This window comes from Bradyrhizobium sp. F1.13.3, from assembly GCF_040548265.1.
Taxonomy (GTDB): domain Bacteria; phylum Pseudomonadota; class Alphaproteobacteria; order Rhizobiales; family Xanthobacteraceae; genus Bradyrhizobium.
The window spans coordinates 442,466-462,580 of the sequence record NZ_JBEPRI010000002.1 but is presented as its reverse complement, the minus strand read 5'-3'; the positions used below and the strand labels follow the sequence as shown (position 1 = coordinate 462,580).

Genomic DNA, 20,115 nt, shown 5'->3' with positions numbered 1-20,115 from the left:
TGCGTATGCTTGCAGTGCACAAATTCGAGCCATCCTCACGGCACCAATCGCGTGTCCTCGAACAACAGTGGGGTGCTCATGTCAGACGAAGCGAACAAGGGCCTGTTATCGCCGCTCCGGCGCAAATTATTGATGGGAATGGCGGCCGTCCCGGCCATCACCATGCTGCCGCGAGCATCCTTTGCGCAGGCCCCGGCGACCTCGGCGGTCAATACCACGGGCCTCGCGGTCACCGACACCGAGGTGACGGTCGGCATCCTGCATTCGGCGACCGGCACCATGGCCATCTCCGAGACCGGCTCGATTGAAGCCGAAAAGCTCGCCATCGAGCAGATCAATGCCATGGGCGGCGTGCTCGGGCGCAAGATCAAGTTCATCCAGGAGGACGGCGCCAGCGATTGGCCGACCTTTGCCGAGAAGGCCAAGAAGCTGCTGGTCAACGACAAGGTCGCGGCGATCATGGGCTGCTGGACCTCGGCGTCCCGCAAGGCCGTGCTGCCCGTCATGGAGCAGTACAACGGCATGCTCTATTACCCGACCTTCTATGAGGGTCTCGAGCAGTCGAAGAACGTGATCTACACCGGCCAGGAAGCCACTCAGCAGATCCTCGCCGGCCTGAATTGGATCGCCAAGGAGAAGGGCGCGAAGTCGTTCTTCTTCATCGGGTCCGACTACATCTGGCCGCGCACCTCGAACAAGATCGCGCGCAAGCACGTCGAGAACGTGCTGAAGGGCAAGGTCGTCGGCGAAGAATATTATCCGCTCGGCAATACGCAGTTCAATTCGGTCATCAACAAGATCAAGCTGACCAAGCCCGACGTGATCTTCACCGACGTCGTCGGCGGCTCGAACGTCGCATTCTACAAGCAGCTCAAGGCGGCCGGCATCGACCTCTCCAAGCAGGCGCTGCTGACGATCTCGGTGACCGAAGACGAAATCGATGGCATCGGCGGCGAGAACATCGCGGGCGCCTATGCCTGCATGAAGTACTTCCAGTCGCTCGACAATCCGAACAACAAGAGCTTCGTCCCGGCGTTCAAGAAGATGTGGGGCGAGAAGACCGTGATCGGAGACGTCACCCAGGCTGCCTATCTTGGCCCGTGGCTGTGGAAGTTGACGGTGGAGAAGGCGGGCTCCTTCGACATCGACAAGATCGCGGCGGCGTCGCCGGGCATCGAGTTCAAGGGCGCTCCGGAAGGCTATGTGCGCATCCACGAAAATCATCACCTCTGGTCGAAGACCCGGGTGGGACGCGCCAAGCTCGATGGCCAGTTCGAACTGATCTACGAGACCGCCGATCTGGTCGAGCCGGATCCGTTCCCCAAGGGCTACCAGTAAGACGAGAGCCACCAGTCAGTCACGGCGTTCGCCGCCGTTTCCCTTTCAGGCAAACCTCTCCCTGGCGTGGACCGCAAATCCACGCCCAAGACCCCCGCGTCGCGAACCTGCTCGCGACGCGGGACCCTATCCCCCGATGGAGGACATCGATGTTCGGCGACTACTCGCTTGGTGACCTTGGCTCCATCTTCGTCATGCAGGGCTTTGCAGGACTGATCCTGTTCTCCGTCTACGTCCTGATGGCGCTCGGTCTTGCGATCATCTTCGGCCAGATGGGCGTTATCAACATGGCCCATGGCGAGTTCATGATCCTTGGGGCCTACGTCACCTGGATGACCTCGAATTTCTTCCAATCCTATTTGCCGAGCTTGTTCAGCGGCTACTTCTTCCTCGCGATGATCCTGGCCTTTGTCGCGTCCGGTGCGCTGGGGATGCTGGTGGAATGGGTGCTGATACGGCATCTCTACAAGCGCCCGCTCGACACGCTGCTTGCGACCTGGGGCCTCAGCCTGATGCTGCAACAGGCCTATCGCTCCGTGTTCGGCGCGCGCGAGGTCGGCGTCGAGCTGCCGCAATGGATGCTCGGCTCGCTGCACGTGACCGACAGCATCGAAGTGCCGATCAACGGCGTCTTCGTGATGTGCCTCACCGTCTTGATCACCGTCGGCGTCGCCTACGTGATGTACAAGTCGCGCTGGGGTCGCCAGGTGCGCGCCGTCGTGCAGAACCGCATCATGGCCGGTGCCGTCGGTATCAACACCGAAAAGGTGGATCGCTACACGTTCGGCCTCGGCTGCGGCATTGCCGGTGTCGCCGGGAGTGCCTTCACCATGATCGGCTCGACCGGGCCGACTTCCGGACAGCTCTACATCGTCGATACGTTCCTGGTGGTCGTGTTCGGCGGCGCGGCAAGCCTGCTCGGCACCATCGCATCGGCCTTCTCGATCTCGCAGACCCAATCCACCCTCGAGTTCTTCCTGTCGGGCTCGATGGCCAAGGTGCTGACGCTGCTTGCCGTTGTCGGAATCCTGATGCTGCGGCCGCAGGGTCTCTTCGCCCTCAAGGTTCGCAAATAACAAGAAGCAGGCAAGTCATGGTCATCAACTCACGCTTCTTCAATCGATCCGAGCTCATGGGCTTCCTCGTGCTGGCCGCCGTGCTGTTCGTGATCCTGCCGCTCTCACTGGATGTGTTCCGTCTCAACTTGGTCGCGAAGTATCTGACCTACGCCTTCGTCGCGCTCGGTCTGGTGCTGTGCTGGGGCTACGGCGGCATTCTCAGTCTGGGGCAGGGCGTGTTTTTCGGCCTCGGCGGCTATTGCATGGCGATGTTCCTCAAGCTGGAAGCCTCCAGCGTCGAGAACACGAAAATCCAGTCGACGCCGGGCATCCCGGATTTCATGGACTGGAATCAGATCACGTCACTGCCGCTGTTCTGGCAGCCGTTTCACAGTCTCACCTTCACCATCCTCGCCATCATCCTGGTTCCCGGCATCTTCGCGCTGATCATCGGCACCGCGATGTTCAAGCGCCGCGTCGGCGGCACCTATTTCGCGATCATCACCCAGGCCGTCGCGGCCATCCTGACCATCCTGATCGTCGGTCAGCAGGGCTACACCGGTGGCATCAACGGCATGACCGACCTGCGCACCCTCAAGGGTTGGGACATCCGGCCCGACCACGCCAAGGTCATCCTGTACTTCGTCGAGGTAGTGCTGCTGTTCGCCTGCATCGGCATCGCGCAGTTCATCCGCCTGACCAAGCTCGGCCGCATCCTGGTGGCGATGCGCGAACAGGAGGATCGCGTCCGCTTCTCCGGCTACAGCGTCGCCAATTTCAAGATCTTTGCGTTCTGTATGGCCGCGGTCTTCGCCGCGATCGGCGGGGCCATGTTCGCGCTCAATGTCGGTTTCATGTCGCCGTCCTTTGTCGGCATCGTGCCGTCGATCGAGATGGTGATCTACACCGCGGTCGGCGGACGGATGTCGATCTTTGGCGCGATATGGGGCGCCATTCTGGTGAACTTCGCCAAGACCAGCCTTTCGGAGTCCTTCCCGCAACTCTGGCTGTTCGGTCTCGGCGCGCTGTTCATCGCGGTCGTGCTTGCTTTCCCGAACGGCCTGTCGGGGCTCTGGGCCGACTATGTGCAGCCGCGCATCGATCGCCTGTTCGCCTCGCGCAAGAAGCCGGGCTGGAGCGACAATTCGGTTGCCGACGGCGCACCCGCAGAGTGAGGAGACCATCATGCTCGTCGGTCATCACCATGCCGATGCCACGCTGGCAGTGAGGAGATAGATCATGCTCGTCGGTCATCACGATGCCGATGCCATGCTGGCAGTGAGGAGATAGATCATGCTCGTCGGTCATCAGCCCAAGGAATTCCTGCTCGCGGTCTCCGGGCTGACGGTTTCCTTCGACGGCTTCAAGGCAGTCAACGATCTCTCGTTTTACATCGAGGAGAACGAGATCCGCGTCATCATCGGCCCCAATGGGGCCGGCAAGACCACGGTGCTCGACCTGATCTGCGGCAAGACCAAGGCGACCGAAGGCTCGATCCAGTTTCGCGGTACCGAGCTGACCAAGCTCAAGGAGAACGAGATCGTCAAGGCCGGCGTCGGCCGCAAGTTCCAGACGCCGTCGGTGTTCGAAGACCTCACCGTGTTCGAGAATCTCGAGATCTCGTTTCCGCGCGGCCGTACCGTATTCGGCTCACTCACTTTCCAGCGTGACCAGCCGGTGAAGTCACGCGTCGAGGAGGTCGCCGAGATGATCTTCCTCAAGGACAAGCTCAACACCTATGCCTCCGAGCTTAGCCACGGCCAGAAGCAATGGCTCGAGATCGGCATGCTGCTGATCCAGGACCCCGACCTCTTGATGCTCGACGAGCCCGTCGCCGGCATGAGCGTCTCCGAGCGTGCCAAGACGGCCGAGCTGCTCAACCGCATCATCAAGAACCGCTCGGTGCTGGTGATCGAGCACGACATGAAGTTCGTCGAGGACATCGCGCACAAGGTGACCGTGCTTCACCAGGGGCAGATCCTCTCGGAAGGGACCATGGAGAAGGTGAAGAACGACCCCAAGGTCATTGAAGTTTACTTGGGTCATTGAGGAGCACGCTGATGCTGGCAATTTCCGATCTTCACGTCGCCTATGGCCAGAGCGAGGTGCTGCACGGGCTCAACGTCAAGGTCGCGCCCAGCGAGATCGTGGCGATCATGGGCCGCAACGGCATGGGCAAGACCACGCTGATGAAATCGCTGATGGGCATCCTGCCGGCCAAGAGCGGCTCGGTGACCATGGATGGCGCCGAGCTCGGTGCCTTGCCGAGCTACGCGCGCGTCGCCAAGGGCCTCGCCTATGTGCCGCAAGGCCGCATGATCTTCTCCACCATGACGGTGAAGGAGAACATCGAGACCGGCCTCGTGGTCTCCGGCGGAACCGAGGTGCCCGGTGACATCTACGAACTGTTTCCGGTGCTGCTGGAGATGAAGGACCGCCGCGGCGGCAATCTCTCCGGCGGTCAACAGCAACAACTCGCGATCGCTCGCGCGCTGGCGACAAAACCAAAAGTGCTGCTGCTGGACGAGCCGACCGAAGGCATCCAGCCGTCGATCATCAAGGAGATGGCGCGCACGCTCAAGCGCATCCGCGACGAGAAGGGGCTTTCGATCGTCGTGTCCGAGCAGGTCCTGAGCTTCGCGCTCGATATCGCCGACCGTGTGCTGGTGATCGAGAACGGTGAGATCGTCCGCGACGACCCGCGCGACGCCGTCGATGCCGCGCAGGTCTCGAAATATCTGTCCGTCTAACCAACCGTGTAAAAGGGGAGCTTCTCGATGCCAGAGACACTGATCAAGGTCGATCTCACCAAGTCGGCCTATGAAAATGACATGGTGCATAATCGCTGGCACCCCGACATTCCGATCGTAGCCTGGGTCAATCCTGGCGACGATTTCATCATCGAGACTTATGACTGGACCGGCGGTTTCATCAAGAACAACGATTCCGCCGACGACGTCCGCGACATCGATCTGTCGATCGTGCACTTCCTCTCCGGCCCGATCGGGGTCAAGGGCGCCGAGCCAGGCGACCTCCTCGTCGTCGACCTGCTCGATGTCGGTCCGATGAAGGAGAGCATGTGGGGCTTCAACGGCTTCTTCTCCAAACAGAACGGCGGCGGCTTCCTCACCGATCATTTCCCGCTGGCGCAGAAGTCGATCTGGGACATCAAGGGCCTCTACACCTCGTCGCGGCATATTCCGGGCGTCAATTTCGCCGGCCTGATCCATCCCGGCCTGATCGGCTGTCTCCCCGATCCGAAGATGTTGGACACCTGGAACAAGCGCGAGGCCGAGCTGATCGCGACCAATCCGACCCGCGTGCCCGGCCTTGCCAATCCGCCGTTCGCGCCGACCGCTCATGGCGGCCGCGCCAAGGGCGAGGTCAAGGACAAGATCGGTGCTGAGGGCGCGCGCACAGTGCCGCCGCGGGAGCATGGCGGCAATTGCGACATCAAGGATCTTTCGCGCGGCTCGAAGATCTACTTCCCGGTCTACGTGCCCGGTGCCGGTCTCTCGATGGGCGATCTCCACTTCAGCCAGGGCGACGGCGAGATCACCTTCTGCGGCGCGATCGAGATGGCCGGCTGGCTGCATCTGAAGGTCGAAGTTATCAAGGACGGCATGGCGAAGTACGGTGTCAAGAATCCGATCTTCAAGCCATCGCCGATCACGCCGAACTACAAGGACTATCTGATCTTCGAAGGCATCTCGGTCGACGAAGCCGGTAAGCAGCACTATCTCGACGTCACCATTGCCTATCGCCAAGCTTGCCTGAATGCGATCGAATATCTGAAGAAGTTCGGCTACTCCGGCGCCCAGGCCTATTCGATCCTTGGCACCGCACCGGTTCAGGGTCACATCTCAGGCGTCGTCGACGTGCCCAACGCCTGCGCCACGCTATGGCTGCCGACGGAGATCTTCGACTTCGACGTGATGCCGTCCTCGGCAGGTCCGATCAAGCACATCAAGGGCGATATCCAGATGCCGATCTCGCCGGACAAGTAATCCCTGCGCGACGGGATGCGGGACGGCGTATCTGCCGCCCCGCATCCGCCGCGGAATGGTTTCTCTTACAGGCAACAGCGTAGGGATGATGCGATGCCGGTCTATGAATATCTATGTGACGATTGCGGTCCGTTCAAGGATATGCGCCCGATGGCCGAATGCGACGATCCGCAGGTCTGTCCAAGTTGCGAAATCATGGCCCCGCGGGTCATTCTGACCGCGCCGAATTTCTTCTGCATGCCGTCGGAGACGCGCAAAGCTCACGCGGTCAACGAGCGCAGCACGCATGCGCCGCAGACACTGGCGCAATACAAAGCCGCGCACGGTCCCGGTTGCGGCTGCTGCTCCACGGGCAAGAAGTCATCGAAGAACGCATCGGACAAGAAGCCGGCGCGGCTGGTGACCAAGACCAGGAGCGGCGCCAAGGGCTTCCCCACCGCGCGGCCCTGGATGATCAGTCACTGATTCACGCGGCAATCTCAAACAGAGTAGAGGAGCAATTCAATGCTTCACGGTGACATCTCCAGCAGCAACGACACCGTCGGCGTCGCGGTGGTCAACTACAAGATGCCCCGCCTGCACACCAAGGCCGAGGTGCTCGACAATGCCCGCAAGATCGCCGACATGGTGGTGGGCATGAAGACTGGCCTTCCCGGCATGGATCTGGTGATTTTTCCGGAATACTCCACCCAGGGCATCATGTACGATTCCAAGGAGATGTATGAGACCGCTTGCGCGGTGCCCGGTGAAGAGACCGCGATTTTTGCCGAGGCCTGCCGCAAGGCCAAGGTGTGGGGCGTGTTCTCGTTGACCGGCGAGCGCCACGAGGAGCATCCGAACAAGGCGCCCTACAACACCCTGATCCTGATGAACGACAAGGGTGAGATCGTGCAGAAGTACCGCAAGATTATGCCGTGGGTGCCGATCGAAGGCTGGTATCCCGGCAATTGCACCTATGTCTCGGACGGCCCGAAAGGCATGAAGGTCAGCCTGATCATATGCGACGACGGCAACTTCCCGGAGATCTGGCGCGACTGCGCCATGAAGGGAGCCGAGCTGATCGTGCGTTGCCAGGGCTACATGTATCCGGCCAAGGAGCAGCAGGTCATGATCTCCAAGGCGATGGCGTGGGCCAACAACGTCTATGTCGCGGTCGCTAACGCCGCCGGCTTCGACGGGGTCTATTCCTATTTCGGTCATTCCGCGATCATCGGCTTCGACGGCCGCACCCTCGGCGAGTGCGGCGAGGAGGACTACGGCATCCAATATGCCCAGCTGTCGAAGCATCTGATCCGCGATGCGCGCCGCAACGGTCAGTCACAGAACCATCTCTACAAGCTGGTCCATCGCGGTTACACGGGTATGATCAATTCCGGCGAAAGCCCGCGCGGCGTAGCGGCCTGCCCCTATGATTTCTACAAGAACTGGATCGCCGATCCCGAGGGCACACGGGACATGGTCGAGGCGATGACGCGCGCGACGCCCGGGACCGCCGAATGCCCGATCGACGGCATCCCGAATGAAGCGGCGCCCACGAATTACTGAGCCGTGGCCCAAACCAGTGTGTGTGAAAGGCGTGCCGCTCGCTCCCGTTGGGACGCGGCGCCGCCCCAGATGATCAGTCATTGATGTGAACGACGGTCAATACTGCGACCGAGCCGCACACGCAAACGTCGTGGATCGACCAGGCTGCGCCGGAAAAGCGTGCCTCTGGTGCAACATGGTCAGCTGAATCAGTCCGGTTTTGCTGCCCCCCAGCGATTCCGCCTATTCCGTAGTTCCACGGAGTGGCCCGGCGGCCTAGTTTGCCGGCGGCGCCGCTGGGGAGCGCTGGACTGAGGGCATCAAAGTGGAATTTGGGCCGCCGACGGCTGGTCGAATTGGGCTGCGCCTTGCCGCGGTCGCTTCGTCTGTCGTGGCGGTCGTTCTCAGCCTCGGCCTATCGGCGACGCCTGCGCAGGCGGACTGCGCGCCCGACCCGGCGGCAAGCGGGCAGACCGTCACCTGTAGCGGCACCGATGCCGACGGCTTTGCGGCAGGCGGCGGCGTCACCAATCTAACCGTCAATGTGCTGACTGGCGCTAGCGTCAACGATAACGGCACGGCGGCGATCAACGTCAATGACACCAACGTCATCACCAACAACGGCACGGTGTCGGCGGGCTCGGGCCTCACCGGCATAAATGGCGGCAATTCGAACGCCGTGACCAACAACGGCGCCATCACGGTGCTTGATAACGGCCTCGGTATCTCCGCGCTCGATCACAACATCATTATCAATGCCGGGACCGTCACCACAGGCGACCACGGCAGCGCGATCTCGGTAGGAAACAACAATAGCGTTAGCAACAGCGGTGCGCTGTTCATCGGCACGTCGGGCGCGGGCATCTTCGCGGTCCAGAGCAACACGATCACCAACGCCGCGACGGGCACGATCACCGGCCTCGACGATTCAATCGGGATTTACGCTTCATTCGGTGGCACGACCGTGACCAATGCGGGCGCGATCAAGGTCGGCGATTCCTCGGGCTTCTCCGGCGGCATCGTTGCGATTATGGATAACAACACGGTCACCAACGCTGCCACCGGCACGATTTCCGTCGGGCAGAGTGCCGCCGGCATCTTCATGCAGGGTAATTTTCAAACCGTCAGCAATTTCGGCGCCATCACGGCCAGCGACTTTGGCGTTGGCATCGCCTTGTTCGGTGATGACGGCAAGGTGACCAATAGTGGTTCGATCAAGTCGGGCGACGGCGCATCCGCCGGCATTGCGGTGCAAGGCAATCGGACCGCGATCAACCAAAACGGGACGGTCAGCGTCGGTCTGGGCGGTGCGGGCATCGCGTTTACGGGCCTGTCCTCCACGATCAGCAACAATGGACGGATCACAGGGGCCGATTTCGCCGAGGGCATCGTAGCTCTCGGTGATTCCAACACCATCATCAACAGCGGTACGATCACCGTCGGCGATTCCGGCTTAGGTATCGACGTGAGCTCGTTCACAACGACAAACCAGATCGTCAATACCGGAACCATTACCGTCGGTGCTGGCGGTGTCGGCATCAGCGCGAACGGCGGGGCCAACGTCTTCAACTCGGGGACCATCAACGCTGCGGCCGGAATTGCTGCAATCGAGTTTTGTGTCTGCGGCCCCAACACACTGACGCTCGGACCCGGCAGCATCATCAACGGTCTGGTGCTAGGCACCGGCGCCGACACCTTCCAGCTCGGCGGCACCGGCAAAGATACGTTCAACCTCGACCTGATCGGTCCCCTTCTTCAGTATGACGGCTTCTCGACCTTCAACAAGGTCGACAATTCGAACTGGACCGTGACCGGCACGGGTAATCAGGACTGGAATGTGCTGGGCGGCACGCTCACGCTGGTCGGTACCATCAACGGCAATGTAAGCGTCGCGACCGGTGGCACATTCGGCGGCGTCGGCAGTGTCAACACGATCAACGTCAATGGTGGCACGCTGTCGCCGGGCAACCCGACCGGAATGCTCAACGTGAACGGCGATCTCACCTTCACGGCGGCGTCGGCGTACATGGTGCAGGTCTCAGGTACGAGCAACGGCATCGCTGTCGTCACCGGGACCTCCACGCTCAATGGGGCCACGGTTACAGTCGTCCCGACCGGCTCGATCGCGAAACACTACACGATCCTGACTTCGGCGACGCTTCCCGACAAATTCAATCCGGCCGTCGCGGGTCTGTCTTCGAACCTGAAGGCCAGCCTGAGCTACGATCCCAACAACGTCTTTCTGGATCTCTCGCTAGGCTACGGTACAGGTCTCAACGTCAATCAGCAGAACGTCGCCAACGCCCTGACGAGCGTCTTCAACCGGACCGGCAGCCTTCCCGTGGCTCTCGCGAATCTCTCGCCGGCGGGGCTGACACAGGCCTCGGGCGAGTCGGCGACCGGTACGCAGCAGACGACTTTCAACGCGATGAACCTGTTCCTCGGCCTGCTCACCGATGTATTTGGCTCGGAGCGTGGCGGGACGCCGGGTGCGACGCCCTTCGCGGACGAGACGAGCGCGAACGCATATGCCGCGATCAGCAAGGGCGCACGCGACAGGAGCGCACGCGACGCTCTTGCCTCGATCCATCGCAAGACGCCGCCGGCGAGTTTCGAACAACGCTGGGACGTGTGGGCGGCCGGCTATGGTGGCTCGCAGACCACCGACGGCAATGCCGGCTTCGGCTCAAACAACACCAGCAGCAGCGTCTACGGCACCGCCGTCGGCCTCGACTACCGCTTCTCGCCGTCCACGATCGCCGGCTTTGCGCTTGCGGGCGGGGCAACCGGCTTCAACGTCAACGGACTCGGCTGGGGCCGCTCCGACCTGTTCCAGGCCGGCGCCTTCGTGCGTCATACGGCGGGACCGGCCTACATAACGGCCGCGCTGGCCTATGGTTGGCAGGACGTCACGACCAACCGCATCGTGACCGCCGCCGGCGTCGATCAGTTGCGTGCGCAGTTCAACGCCAACGCGCTCTCGGGCCGAATCGAGGGCGGCTATCGCTATGCCTCGCAGTGGATCGGCCTCACGCCCTATGCGGCGCTCCAGGCCACCGTGTTCAGCCTTCCGAGCTATTCGGAGTTCGCTGTGGTCGGCAGCAACATCTTCGCGCTGAATTATACCGCCAAGGACGTGACCAGCACCCGCACCGAGCTCGGCCTGCGCGCGGACAAGTCATTTGCCGCGGCCGGCGGCCTGATGACCCTGCGCGGCCGCGTCGCCTGGGCACATGAGTACAATCCGGATCGCGCCGTCCGTGCGGTCTTCCAGACGTTGCCGGGATCGGCGTTCGTGGTGAACGGCGCCGCCCAGGCGCACGATTCCGCACTGACCACGGCGGCGGTGCAGATGAGCTGGATGAACGGCTGGTCTGCGTCGGCGACTTTCGAGGGGGAGTTCTCGAACGTCATCCGCTCTTACGCCGGCAAGGGCGTCGTCCGCTACGCGTGGTGACGGTCTACCGCTTCTGCTGCGCCGGCTTGCGCGGCGGTCGCGGAGCGGCGGCCGGTGTGGGTGTCCCGCTCATCTTGTTGGCGGCTTCGCTGACGTCGAGCAGCGAGCGACGGATCTCCTCGAGGAAGTTTGCCGATTTCTTCTTCATGGTGTCGGCGAGCTCGTGCAATCCCTGGACCTTTTCGAACAGCTCATCCGCCTTGCCGTCGGCAAAGCCGGGCACCACGCCCTCGATCTTTGTGACCGCCTTGTCGAAGCCCGCGAAGGCGCTGTCGACCTTGGCCATGACGGAATCGATTTCGCCGCCCTTGCTCCGGAGATCGGCGGTGTATGTCTCGAACGTGCGCAGGCCCTCCTTGATCGCCGGGGCGTTGCTGACGATGGTGCGATCGACACTATGCAGGGTGTCGACGATCGATTCGGCGTCGCTGAGATCAGCGGTCAGCACGGGGACGCCGTCCGAGTCGAGCGGCACTGGCGGCGCCGAGGGCGCGCCGCCGATCAGCGACACCGCGGCGACGCCGGTGAGACCCTGGAACTCGATGCCCGCCACGGTGTCCTTGCGGATCGGCGCGGTATTGTCCAGCATCACCAGGGCCACGACCTTGCGGGGATTGTCCAGCTTGATCGACAGGATCTGGCCGGCTGGGACGCCGTCGAAATTGACCGGTCCGCCGCGGCGCAATCCGCTGGCGGAGCCGCCCTCGAATACAACGCGCAACGGGCTGCGGCTCTGGAGGGTGCGCCATTTCTGCACGCCGAGCACGCCGCCGAACGCCACGGCGATCACCGCCAGCGTCGCCGTTCCGATCACCAGATTGCTCGCGCGTGCCATGCGGGATGATTTTACGGCCAAAGCGGGGAAGTTGGAAGGATGATGCTGTGGCCGCAATAATAGGATGGGCGGGTTAGGGAAGCGTAACCCGCCACTTCCTCTCGCGTTTGTCGCAAGGATTAGCGGATTACGCTGCGCTAATCCGCCCTACGCGACATCAATGCCCGGCGGCGCGTTTCGCCGCAGCATTGTTCAGCACGATCAGGGCATCGACGGCGACGCCTGTTTTGGCGTTGATCAGGAACGGATTGACGTCGATCGAGGCGATCCGGTCGCCGGCATCCGCGATCAGGTTGGACAGGCCGACCAGCGCCTTCACCGCGGAGGCCTCGTGCAAGGCCGGCTTGCCGCGATAGCCGCGCATCTTGATACCGGCCTTGGTCCGGCCGATCAGGAGCCGAGCCTCAGCCTCGTCCAGCGGCGCGCCGGCGAGCGCGACATCCTTCATCAGCTCGATATCGATGCCGCCGGTGCCGAACAGCACGACCGGACCCATCTCGGCATCGAGAGAGGCGCCGACCACGAGTTCCAAATCGGCCTTGACCTGTTGCGCGATCAGGATCCCGTCGAGCTTCGGCTTGCCCTTGAGTTTATTCACCCGCGCGGTGATGTCGGCGAATGCCTTCTTCACTTCGGCCGGGTTGTTGAGATTCAGCACCACGCCGCCGATGTCGGATTTGTGCAGGATCTCGGCGCTGACGACTTTGGCCACGACCGGGAAGCCGATCTGCTTGGCGATCTTCACGGCCTCGGCCGCTGTCTGTGCGATTGCCTCCTTCGAGATCGGGATGCCATAGGCCTTCAGCAGTTTCTTCGAGGCGACCTCGTCGAGCGCGGCGCCGGTTGCCGATTTCAGCGCCTTCTCCAGCACCGCGAGGGCGGCAGGCTTCGAGCTCGAGACGATATCGGGCACTTCCTTGCGCAGCTTGGCGTAGTCGAGCAGCGACTTGATCGCATTTACCGCGCGATCCATGCCTTGCAAGACGGCGAGATGCGGCAGCGATTTGCGCAAGGTCTTGGTGAATTCAGTAAAGCCGATCGACATCGCGCTGATATAGATCACCGGCTTGCCGGCCCGGCTCGCCATCTCGTCGACGATGCGCAGATTGCGCTCGCGCAGCTCGTGCGGCGCCTTCGGCAGCTCGGCATCGATGATGACGATATCGATATCGGGGTCGTCGATCATCAGCCCGATCGATTTCATGTAGACGGAGGGATCGACCACCGCGGCAAAGCCAGCGTCGAGCGGATTGCCGACGATCGAGCCCGGCCCGAGCATTTTTGCCAGCTCCGAGCCGACATGCGAGCTGAGTGGTGCAAAATTCAGGCCTTCTGCATCGAAGGCGTCGATCAGCATGCCGCGCTTGCCGCCGGATAGCGTCACCGCAGCGAGCCGGTCGCCCCTGGGCACAGTGGCGTGGACGAAGCATTCGGTGGTCTCGATCAGTTCGTCGAGCCCGTCGACCCTGATGACCCCTTCGCGTGTTGCAATGGCGTCGAATGTCTCGATCGAGCCCGCAAGCGCGCCGGTGTGTGCCATCGCCGCCGCGCGGCCGCCCTCGGATGCCCCGAGCTTGAGCGCGATCACCGGCTTGCTCGCGGCGCGCGCCGCCTTGCTGGCGTCCCGGAATGCCTTGGTGTTGCGGACGCCTTCGAGGTAGACCACGATCACCTTGATGCTCGGATCCTCGGCGAAATAGCGCATCAGGTCCGGCGTCTCGAGCCCGGCCTCGTTGCCGGTCGTCACCATGTAGCCGACCCCGACGCCGCGATCTTCCAGTGCCTGGCGGATCGCCATGACGATGGCGCCGGACTGCCCGGCAATCGCCACCGCGCCCTGTTCCATGGTGACGATACGGTCGTCGATATTGGTGAAGAGCTTTTCGCCGGCGCTCAAATTGCCGAGGCAGTTCGGGCCGGTGACCGCCAATCCCGTCTCGCGCACGGCCGCTTGCAGTTCGGCGGCGAGCTTCTGGCTCTCCTCGTCCTGCAACTCGCTGAAGCCCGAGGTGACGATGGTGGCCGAGCGCGCGCCGGCCGCGGCGGCATCGCGGATCACCTGCACAGCAAAGCGCGCCGGCACCACCACCAGCACGTGGTCGGGCTTTTCCGGCAGGCTTGCAAAGTCCTTGTAGCAGGGGACACCCCAGATGGCGTCGCGCTTGGCATTGACCGGATAGAGCCCGCCCTCATAGCCGTATTTGACCAAATTGTTCCAGATGCGCTCGGCATAGTTGCCGGGCTTGTCGGTCGCGCCCACCAGCACGATGTTGCGCGGATGCAGCATGGCGTGGATGCCCTTGACGATGTCGCTGGCGTCGGGCGGCGGAGACCATGGGCGCGATGAACCGGAGGCGGCAGATACGCGAGCTTCCATGGTGTGACCTCACCTGTTGTTGTTGTTGGCGGCGCGTCACTCTGTTCTATGGCGAGTTCTTCGGACTGGCAACCAGTTGGGCGGGTATGCCGTGCGATGGAATGAGCGCGCATCAATCTCTGGTGATCGGCGATCGATGAAGACGCGATGGCCGTAGACGACGTCGACACGCGGACAGGTCGGGGGCGGATTCAAGAGGGGACGGATCGAGTGCTAACCGCTATTCATCGGCTCCGATCAGGGTGGCATGAAGGATATAGCGCTCGGGGCCGGACGCGATGGCGTCGAACGGCCAGCAGGTCGCGAGCACGAGCTCAAAGTCCTGAGTTGCGGGACCGAGACCTGATGCATCAAAACGAACGACAGCGGAGGAATCCGCGCGATAGCGAAAGTGCTTGCCGTCACTGCGTGTGACATCGATTACGTCACCAATGGCGACATTCCGCAGGAAGCGGAAATGAGTGTCGCGGTGCGCTGCATATACGGCAACACCCCGCTCGCCCGCGTCAGCCGTTTGGCGGAGATGGCCGGGCCCAAAAGCGAGCGCCTGCCCGCTCGTGCCTTCCAGCACGATCGCGCTGGCGCCGATCCGCCTGACCTCGATCCGCGCGACCGGCCAGGTATCGGCCCATGACCATGGTCTGACCACCTCGCCGGTCGCAACGCTCCGGTCGAATGCGCGCTCCAGCAGCACCTGCGCGAGCCACGCTTTGGCATGGATGTAGGCGCCGTCGCCGAACAGGATGATGCCGATCAGGGCGAGAACCAGGGGAGAGATGAAGCGGGGCATTGTTTCCACACTCGTCATTGCGAGCGAAGCGAAGCAATCCAGAATCTTTCCGCGGAGGCAGCCTGGATTGCTTCGCTGCGCTCGCAATGACAACAAAAAAGGCGCGCGCGGCCGTTGGTGTGGGACGGGCAGCCGCGCGCGCTAACAGAGGAGTTCGGGGGGCTCCTCTCTCAAGCGGCGTCAGCGAGCAAGGACTGACGCCGGTTGAACACGAACAGGATTAGAGCGAGCACGACCAGGATCAGACCTGCGGTCATTTTCAGCTCGGCCGAGGTCGCGGTCTTGGGCAGGCGGATCGCATCCGGTGCAGCAGGCGTCGGCCGCCTCGTGGCCGGTTGGTTGCGCGCATCGGCGTGACGCTCGCGGAGCTGCGCCGGGGCCTGCTGTCGTTCGCCAAAGACCTTCGCGAAATCCCAACCGGCCGGCAGGTTTATCGGCAATTCGCTGAGCTTGAGCGGCTCGCCTTCGGGACGGCTCGGCGTCTTGTCGACCGCGACGAGGCTGGTGAGCCGCGTAACGATCTGATGGTCGAGCGCCAGTGCCAGGATCGCCTTGTCGGAGTCTTCGGGCGTCATCTCGCGCAGGGTGCGCGCCACTTCCGCATCGTCGATCTTGCGCTTGGCCCAAAGCTTCGACAGGCCTTTGCCTTCGGCCGCATTTTGCAGCGGCAGCGTCACCGACCATGGGCGGTCGCCGACGCGGCCTTTGATCTCGACCGAGCCCGCGAGCGTGTCGAGCTTTGCCGCCAGCACCAGCGGCTCGTCGCGATAGACGTCGGGAATGATCGCCGGTGTGACGTCGGCCTTGGCTTCGGAGAACTTCGCGCTCAGGCCAGTCACGGCCGGGTTCTCGAGCTTGGCAAACAGGCCGCGCATGCGCTCCTCGACCTGCTCGACGGAGCCGATATGGGTGAAGGCACCGCGGCCGAGTTCGGCGGCGCGCGTCATCAGATAGGTGTTGGGCGCCGACCCGATGCCGACCATGAACACGCGCGAGCGGCCGCGCATCGCCGTGATCGTTTCGAACAATTGCTGCTCGTTGCCGATTGCACCATCGGTCAGGAATACGACCTGACGAACCATGCCGGCGTCACTGACCTTGTCGGTCAGCGCGGCCCGCATCGCCGGCACCATCTCGGTGCCGCCACGCGCCTGCAGCGCGCTGACGAACGAGGTGGCTTCACCGACACGCTCGGCATCCGCGGCCACGGAGGCCGGAAACAGCACGTCCATGGTGTCGTCGAAACGGATGACGTTGAAACGGTCGGTCGGCTGGAGTCGGGAGAGTGCGTAGGTGAGGCTCGCCTTGGCCTGAACGATCGATGTGCCGCCCATCGAGCCGGAATTGTCGATCACGAATACCACCTCGCGCGGCCGTGGCTTCTGCGTCGCCTGCTCGGCGGCGGGCGGGGTGACGAAGGCGAGCAAATAATCGGCGTCGCCGACGCGCTCGCGGAATAAGCCGACCGACGGCGCCATCACGGCGGCCGGCTTCCAGGTCAGTTCGAAATCGCGGTCGGCAGGCACCGCACCGTCGGCAAGCGAGACGATTCGCGTCGTTTTGTCCGGGCTCTCGACCTTGACGTTATGGTGAGGGCTCTTGATCTCGCCGAGCGCAAAGCCGGCGTTCAGGCGGACCGTGACGCTGGTCGGGTTGACCGGCGCATCCTTGGCGGGATCCAGCACGGGCGGCGAGATACGATCGCGGTCCGGCACCGGGTCCGAACTCGTCGCGCCCCAGCCGGAGCCATCGTTGCGGAAATCGACGCTCTGGACGATCGGCGCCGGATTGTAGCGCGGCCCGACCACCAGCGGCAGGCGGAGCGAATATTCGTTGCCGGATTGGTGCACCGGCTCCTGATATTCGATTTGCACCAGCACGGTTTCGCCGGGGCCGATATTGGCGACCGAGTTGGTGAAGATGTTCGGCCGCTCCTGTTCCGTGAGCGCGGCCTTCTGGCCGGCGCGGCGCGCCTCTTCGTAGATCACGCGCGCCTGCTGCCGCTCCTTGATGTCGCCGACGATGACGCGGTCGCCGACCACCATCTTCAGCGAATCGACGGCACCGCCGGTGGGGAGCGGATAGACATAGGTCGCCTCGACCCAGTCCTTGGTCGGGTTGCGGAAGATTTGGGTGACTCGTGCTCGCAGTGTCGGGCCCGAGACCGTGATGTCGACATCGATGCCGAGGCGGATCGCTTCCGTGTAGGCCCCGTCCTCCTTCAGAAGCAGGGTGCCGGACTTGGCGTCACCGGGCTGAAGCAGGCTGGCCTGCTCCGTCGTTGCCGACCAGCCCGGCTGGAAACTCACCAGCAGGGCCACGAAGGCGACCAGCATCACCGCGATGCCTTGCGCCAGAAGGAACAGTCCGACCACGATGAGTCTGCCCAGCCAGGGGTGTTCGTTGCTGTCGACTGCGTCGTAATTGTCCATTTGGCCTGCTCCCAAAGGGTGTTTGACGATGGCGAGCATCGGTCGGGAGAGGGCGATCGCGCGAGCAGAATGATCGGCAATGATCCGCCGCGGCCGGCCCGCGCGGCCTGCCGCCGGGTGGCCAAGTGCGGTTTTGTGCTGGTTTGTCCGCCCTGCTAGGGTGTCGTCCTGGAGCAGGGCCACGATGCAGACGCAGGACAAATTCGCCGACAAGCAGCTTTCGGACGAGCAGAGTCGCGAGATCGCCGAGACCATTCGGGAGGAGCTCGCCAGGCGCCGGATCTCCCGGCAGGCGCTGGCCGAGCAGGCCAAGCTCAGCCTGTCCACTCTGGAGAAGGTGCTCGGCGGTCGACGGCCGTTCACGCTGGCGACCACGGTGCGGCTGGAGCAGGCGCTGGGCGTCTCCCTGCGCAGAAGCGCCGCCATGGTGGCGCCCCCGGCCGTAAGCGATGTCGCGCCCGACAGCCTCGGCTCCTATGCCCATCGCGCGGTGACCTGGCTCGAGGACGTCTACATCACGCTGCGACCGTCGTTCGGCGAGAAGGACGCGATCTTCGCCTACCGCACCGAGATCGTCTGGGAGCCGAAGGTCTCCTCACTGGTGTTCCGCGAGGGGGAGCGGACCGATGCCGCCTATGAGCACACCGGCGAGGTCGCGGTACCGCATCAGTCCGGCTTCATCTATCTCGTCATCATCAAGCACGGCCAGCATCGCGTGATCACGGTGTCGCGGCCGACGGTCGCCGGCGAGATGTACGGCATCATCTCGACGCTCCGCGCCGGCCCCGGCTCGCAGCTGACGCCGATCGCGGCGCCGATCGCCTATGTGCCGCTCAGGAATGTTCAGAAGCCGTCGCTGGGACGGATCGGGCCCGACGATGAAAACCACGCGTCGTACCGAAAGCACCTGCGACGCACGGTCGAGGAGTCCTTCGCGCTGTTCCTGCCGGGATAGCCTGCCTCGCCGGCGCACACAAAAGAATAGCGGCCTTTCGGCCGCTATTTTCGGCGAGGTCCGTGCGATCGCCGCGAGCTAGCCGCCCGTTTCGGCGCTGATGATATCGCCGAACAGCTCCCACTGGCCTTTCTTGAACCGCCACATCTTGAGCTGCTCGATCGGCGCGAAGTCCGTGGCCGAGGTGTTGATCTTGATGCCCGGGATCAGGGTGTCGGGCACGAAGTCCTTGAGGCTCGCTGCCTGCTTCATCACATTCTCGCGGGTCAGATTGTCGCCCGCCTGCTTCAGTACCTGCACCATCGTCTGGGCCGCGGCATAGGCGTAAACCAGATTGGCGTCCGAAATATTTGCGCCAGGCATGTACTTGTCGATGAAGACCATGAACTTTTTCATGCCCTCATCATCCTTCCACTGCGGATCCGAGGCATCCTTCAGATAGCCCGCCGACAGCACGCCTTCGGATGCCTCGAGGCCGGCCGGCTTCATCACCGCGCCAATCGACACCGAGACATCAGTCATGAGATGCATCGGCTTCCACTCAAGCTCCGCGATCTTCTTGATCGCCTGCGCCGCGAATTTCGGGGTCGCGATGTTCACGAAGACATCGGCGCCGGTGCCCTTGAGCTTGACGATATGAGCATCGATCGAGGGTTCCGACGTCTCGTAGCTCTCTTCGGCCACGATCATTTTCGACGCCTTCTCGCCGAACACGTCCTTGATCCCGGCGAGGTAGTCTTTGCCGAAATCGTCGTTGGCATAGAAGATGGCAACCTTCCCGTCCGGCTTCTCCTTCAGAATATACTTTGCGAAGATCTGGGCTTCGACGCGGTAGCTGGGCTGGAAGCCCATGGTCCAGGGAAAGTTCTTCGGGTCGTTCCACTTGCTGGCGCCCGTGGCAAGAAACAGCTGCGGCACTTTCTTGGCATTTTGATATTTCTGCACGGCGGTCTGGGTCGGCGTGCCCAGCGCGTTGAACACCAGGAAGACCTCGTCGCTCTCGATCAGCTTGCGGATCTGCTCAACGGTCTTTGGCGGCGAGTAGCCGTCATCGTAGGAGATCCAGTTGATCTTGCGGCCGTTGATGCCACCCTGGTCGTTGATCATCTTGAAATAGGCTTCCTCGGTCTTGCCGATGACGCCGTAGGCGGAAGCCGGGCCGGAATAGGCCTCGACATTACCGATCTTGATCTCCGTGTCGGTGACGCCCGTGTCGTACGCTTTTTGGGCATGGGCGCTTTGGGTTGTGAGCAGCGCCAACGCCGTTGCTGCGGCAAGCAGGGGGAGTTTCTTGTTCATGAAAATTCCTTAAATCCCTTGAGGTTTCTTCTGGGTCGGAGCA

Annotated in this window: 15 protein-coding genes; 10 read left to right on the top strand and 5 right to left on the bottom strand. The window is 62.7% G+C overall.

Annotation, left to right across the window (positions count from 1 at the left end; all coding sequences use genetic code 11):
* Positions 1-78: 78 nt before the first annotated feature.
* From urtA to ABIB66_RS06955, 9 genes are all read left to right on the top strand, one after another.
* Positions 79-1,338: an urea ABC transporter substrate-binding protein gene (urtA, locus tag ABIB66_RS06995; protein ID WP_007615926.1), complete on the top strand. Its 1,260-nt coding sequence runs from the start codon at positions 79-81 to the stop codon at positions 1,336-1,338.
* 149 nt (positions 1,339-1,487) lie between these two features.
* Positions 1,488-2,414 carry an urea ABC transporter permease subunit UrtB gene (gene urtB / locus ABIB66_RS06990; RefSeq protein WP_211395282.1) on the top strand — a complete coding sequence of 309 codons (927 nt, stop codon included), beginning with the start codon at positions 1,488-1,490 and terminating at the stop codon, positions 2,412-2,414.
* Positions 2,415-2,431: 17 nt separating this feature from the next.
* The gene (gene urtC / locus ABIB66_RS06985) at positions 2,432-3,571 is read left to right on the top strand and encodes an urea ABC transporter permease subunit UrtC (RefSeq protein WP_275168551.1); all 1,140 of its coding nucleotides are present in this window, start codon (positions 2,432-2,434) and stop codon (positions 3,569-3,571) included.
* 118 nt (positions 3,572-3,689) lie between these two features.
* Positions 3,690-4,445 carry an urea ABC transporter ATP-binding protein UrtD gene (gene urtD, locus ABIB66_RS06980; protein ID WP_275168550.1) on the top strand — a complete coding sequence of 252 codons (756 nt, stop codon included), beginning with the start codon at positions 3,690-3,692 and terminating at the stop codon, positions 4,443-4,445.
* A gap of 11 nt (positions 4,446-4,456) precedes the next feature.
* Positions 4,457-5,146: an urea ABC transporter ATP-binding subunit UrtE gene (gene urtE / locus ABIB66_RS06975; protein ID WP_354205958.1), complete on the top strand. Its 690-nt coding sequence runs from the start codon at positions 4,457-4,459 to the stop codon at positions 5,144-5,146.
* 27 nt (positions 5,147-5,173) lie between these two features.
* The gene (fmdA, locus tag ABIB66_RS06970) at positions 5,174-6,403 is read left to right on the top strand and encodes a formamidase (RefSeq protein ID WP_007598072.1); all 1,230 of its coding nucleotides are present in this window, start codon (positions 5,174-5,176) and stop codon (positions 6,401-6,403) included.
* A 93-nt stretch (positions 6,404-6,496) separates the two neighbouring features.
* A complete protein-coding gene (locus tag ABIB66_RS06965; RefSeq protein ID WP_275168549.1) occupies positions 6,497-6,868 on the top strand; it encodes an FmdB family zinc ribbon protein in 372 nt (123 codons plus the stop codon).
* A gap of 39 nt (positions 6,869-6,907) precedes the next feature.
* The gene (locus ABIB66_RS06960; protein WP_354205960.1) at positions 6,908-7,948 is read left to right on the top strand and encodes an aliphatic amidase; all 1,041 of its coding nucleotides are present in this window, start codon (positions 6,908-6,910) and stop codon (positions 7,946-7,948) included.
* A gap of 304 nt (positions 7,949-8,252) precedes the next feature.
* Positions 8,253-11,384, top strand: coding sequence for an autotransporter outer membrane beta-barrel domain-containing protein (locus ABIB66_RS06955; protein ID WP_354254622.1), 3,132 nt, complete (start codon positions 8,253-8,255; stop codon positions 11,382-11,384).
* 4 nt (positions 11,385-11,388) lie between these two features.
* Here ABIB66_RS06955 and ABIB66_RS06950 read toward each other — a convergent pair whose 3' ends face one another.
* From ABIB66_RS06950 to ABIB66_RS06935, 4 genes are all read right to left on the bottom strand, one after another.
* Complete coding sequence (locus ABIB66_RS06950; RefSeq protein ID WP_354205964.1) at positions 11,389-12,219, bottom strand: MlaD family protein; 831 nt, start codon at positions 12,217-12,219, stop codon at positions 11,389-11,391.
* A 157-nt stretch (positions 12,220-12,376) separates the two neighbouring features.
* Positions 12,377-14,596, bottom strand: a complete 2,220-nt coding sequence (locus ABIB66_RS06945) for an acetate--CoA ligase family protein (RefSeq protein WP_354205966.1) — start codon at positions 14,594-14,596, stop codon at positions 12,377-12,379.
* 220 nt (positions 14,597-14,816) lie between these two features.
* On the bottom strand, positions 14,817-15,386 hold the full coding sequence (locus ABIB66_RS06940) for a class GN sortase (protein WP_354205968.1): 570 nt from the start codon (positions 15,384-15,386) through the stop codon (positions 14,817-14,819).
* A gap of 170 nt (positions 15,387-15,556) precedes the next feature.
* Positions 15,557-17,818 carry a marine proteobacterial sortase target protein gene (locus tag ABIB66_RS06935; RefSeq protein WP_354205970.1) on the bottom strand — a complete coding sequence of 754 codons (2,262 nt, stop codon included), beginning with the start codon at positions 17,816-17,818 and terminating at the stop codon, positions 15,557-15,559.
* A 184-nt stretch (positions 17,819-18,002) separates the two neighbouring features.
* Here ABIB66_RS06935 and ABIB66_RS06930 point away from each other — a divergent pair, with 184 nt between their 5' ends.
* A complete protein-coding gene (locus ABIB66_RS06930; RefSeq protein ID WP_354205972.1) occupies positions 18,003-18,773 on the top strand; it encodes a helix-turn-helix transcriptional regulator in 771 nt (256 codons plus the stop codon).
* Positions 18,774-18,851: 78 nt separating this feature from the next.
* Here the strand turns inward: ABIB66_RS06930 and ABIB66_RS06925 are convergent, their stop codons facing one another.
* Positions 18,852-20,072, bottom strand: a complete 1,221-nt coding sequence (locus tag ABIB66_RS06925; protein ID WP_275168541.1) for an ABC transporter substrate-binding protein — start codon at positions 20,070-20,072, stop codon at positions 18,852-18,854.
* Positions 20,073-20,115 lie beyond the last annotated feature (43 nt).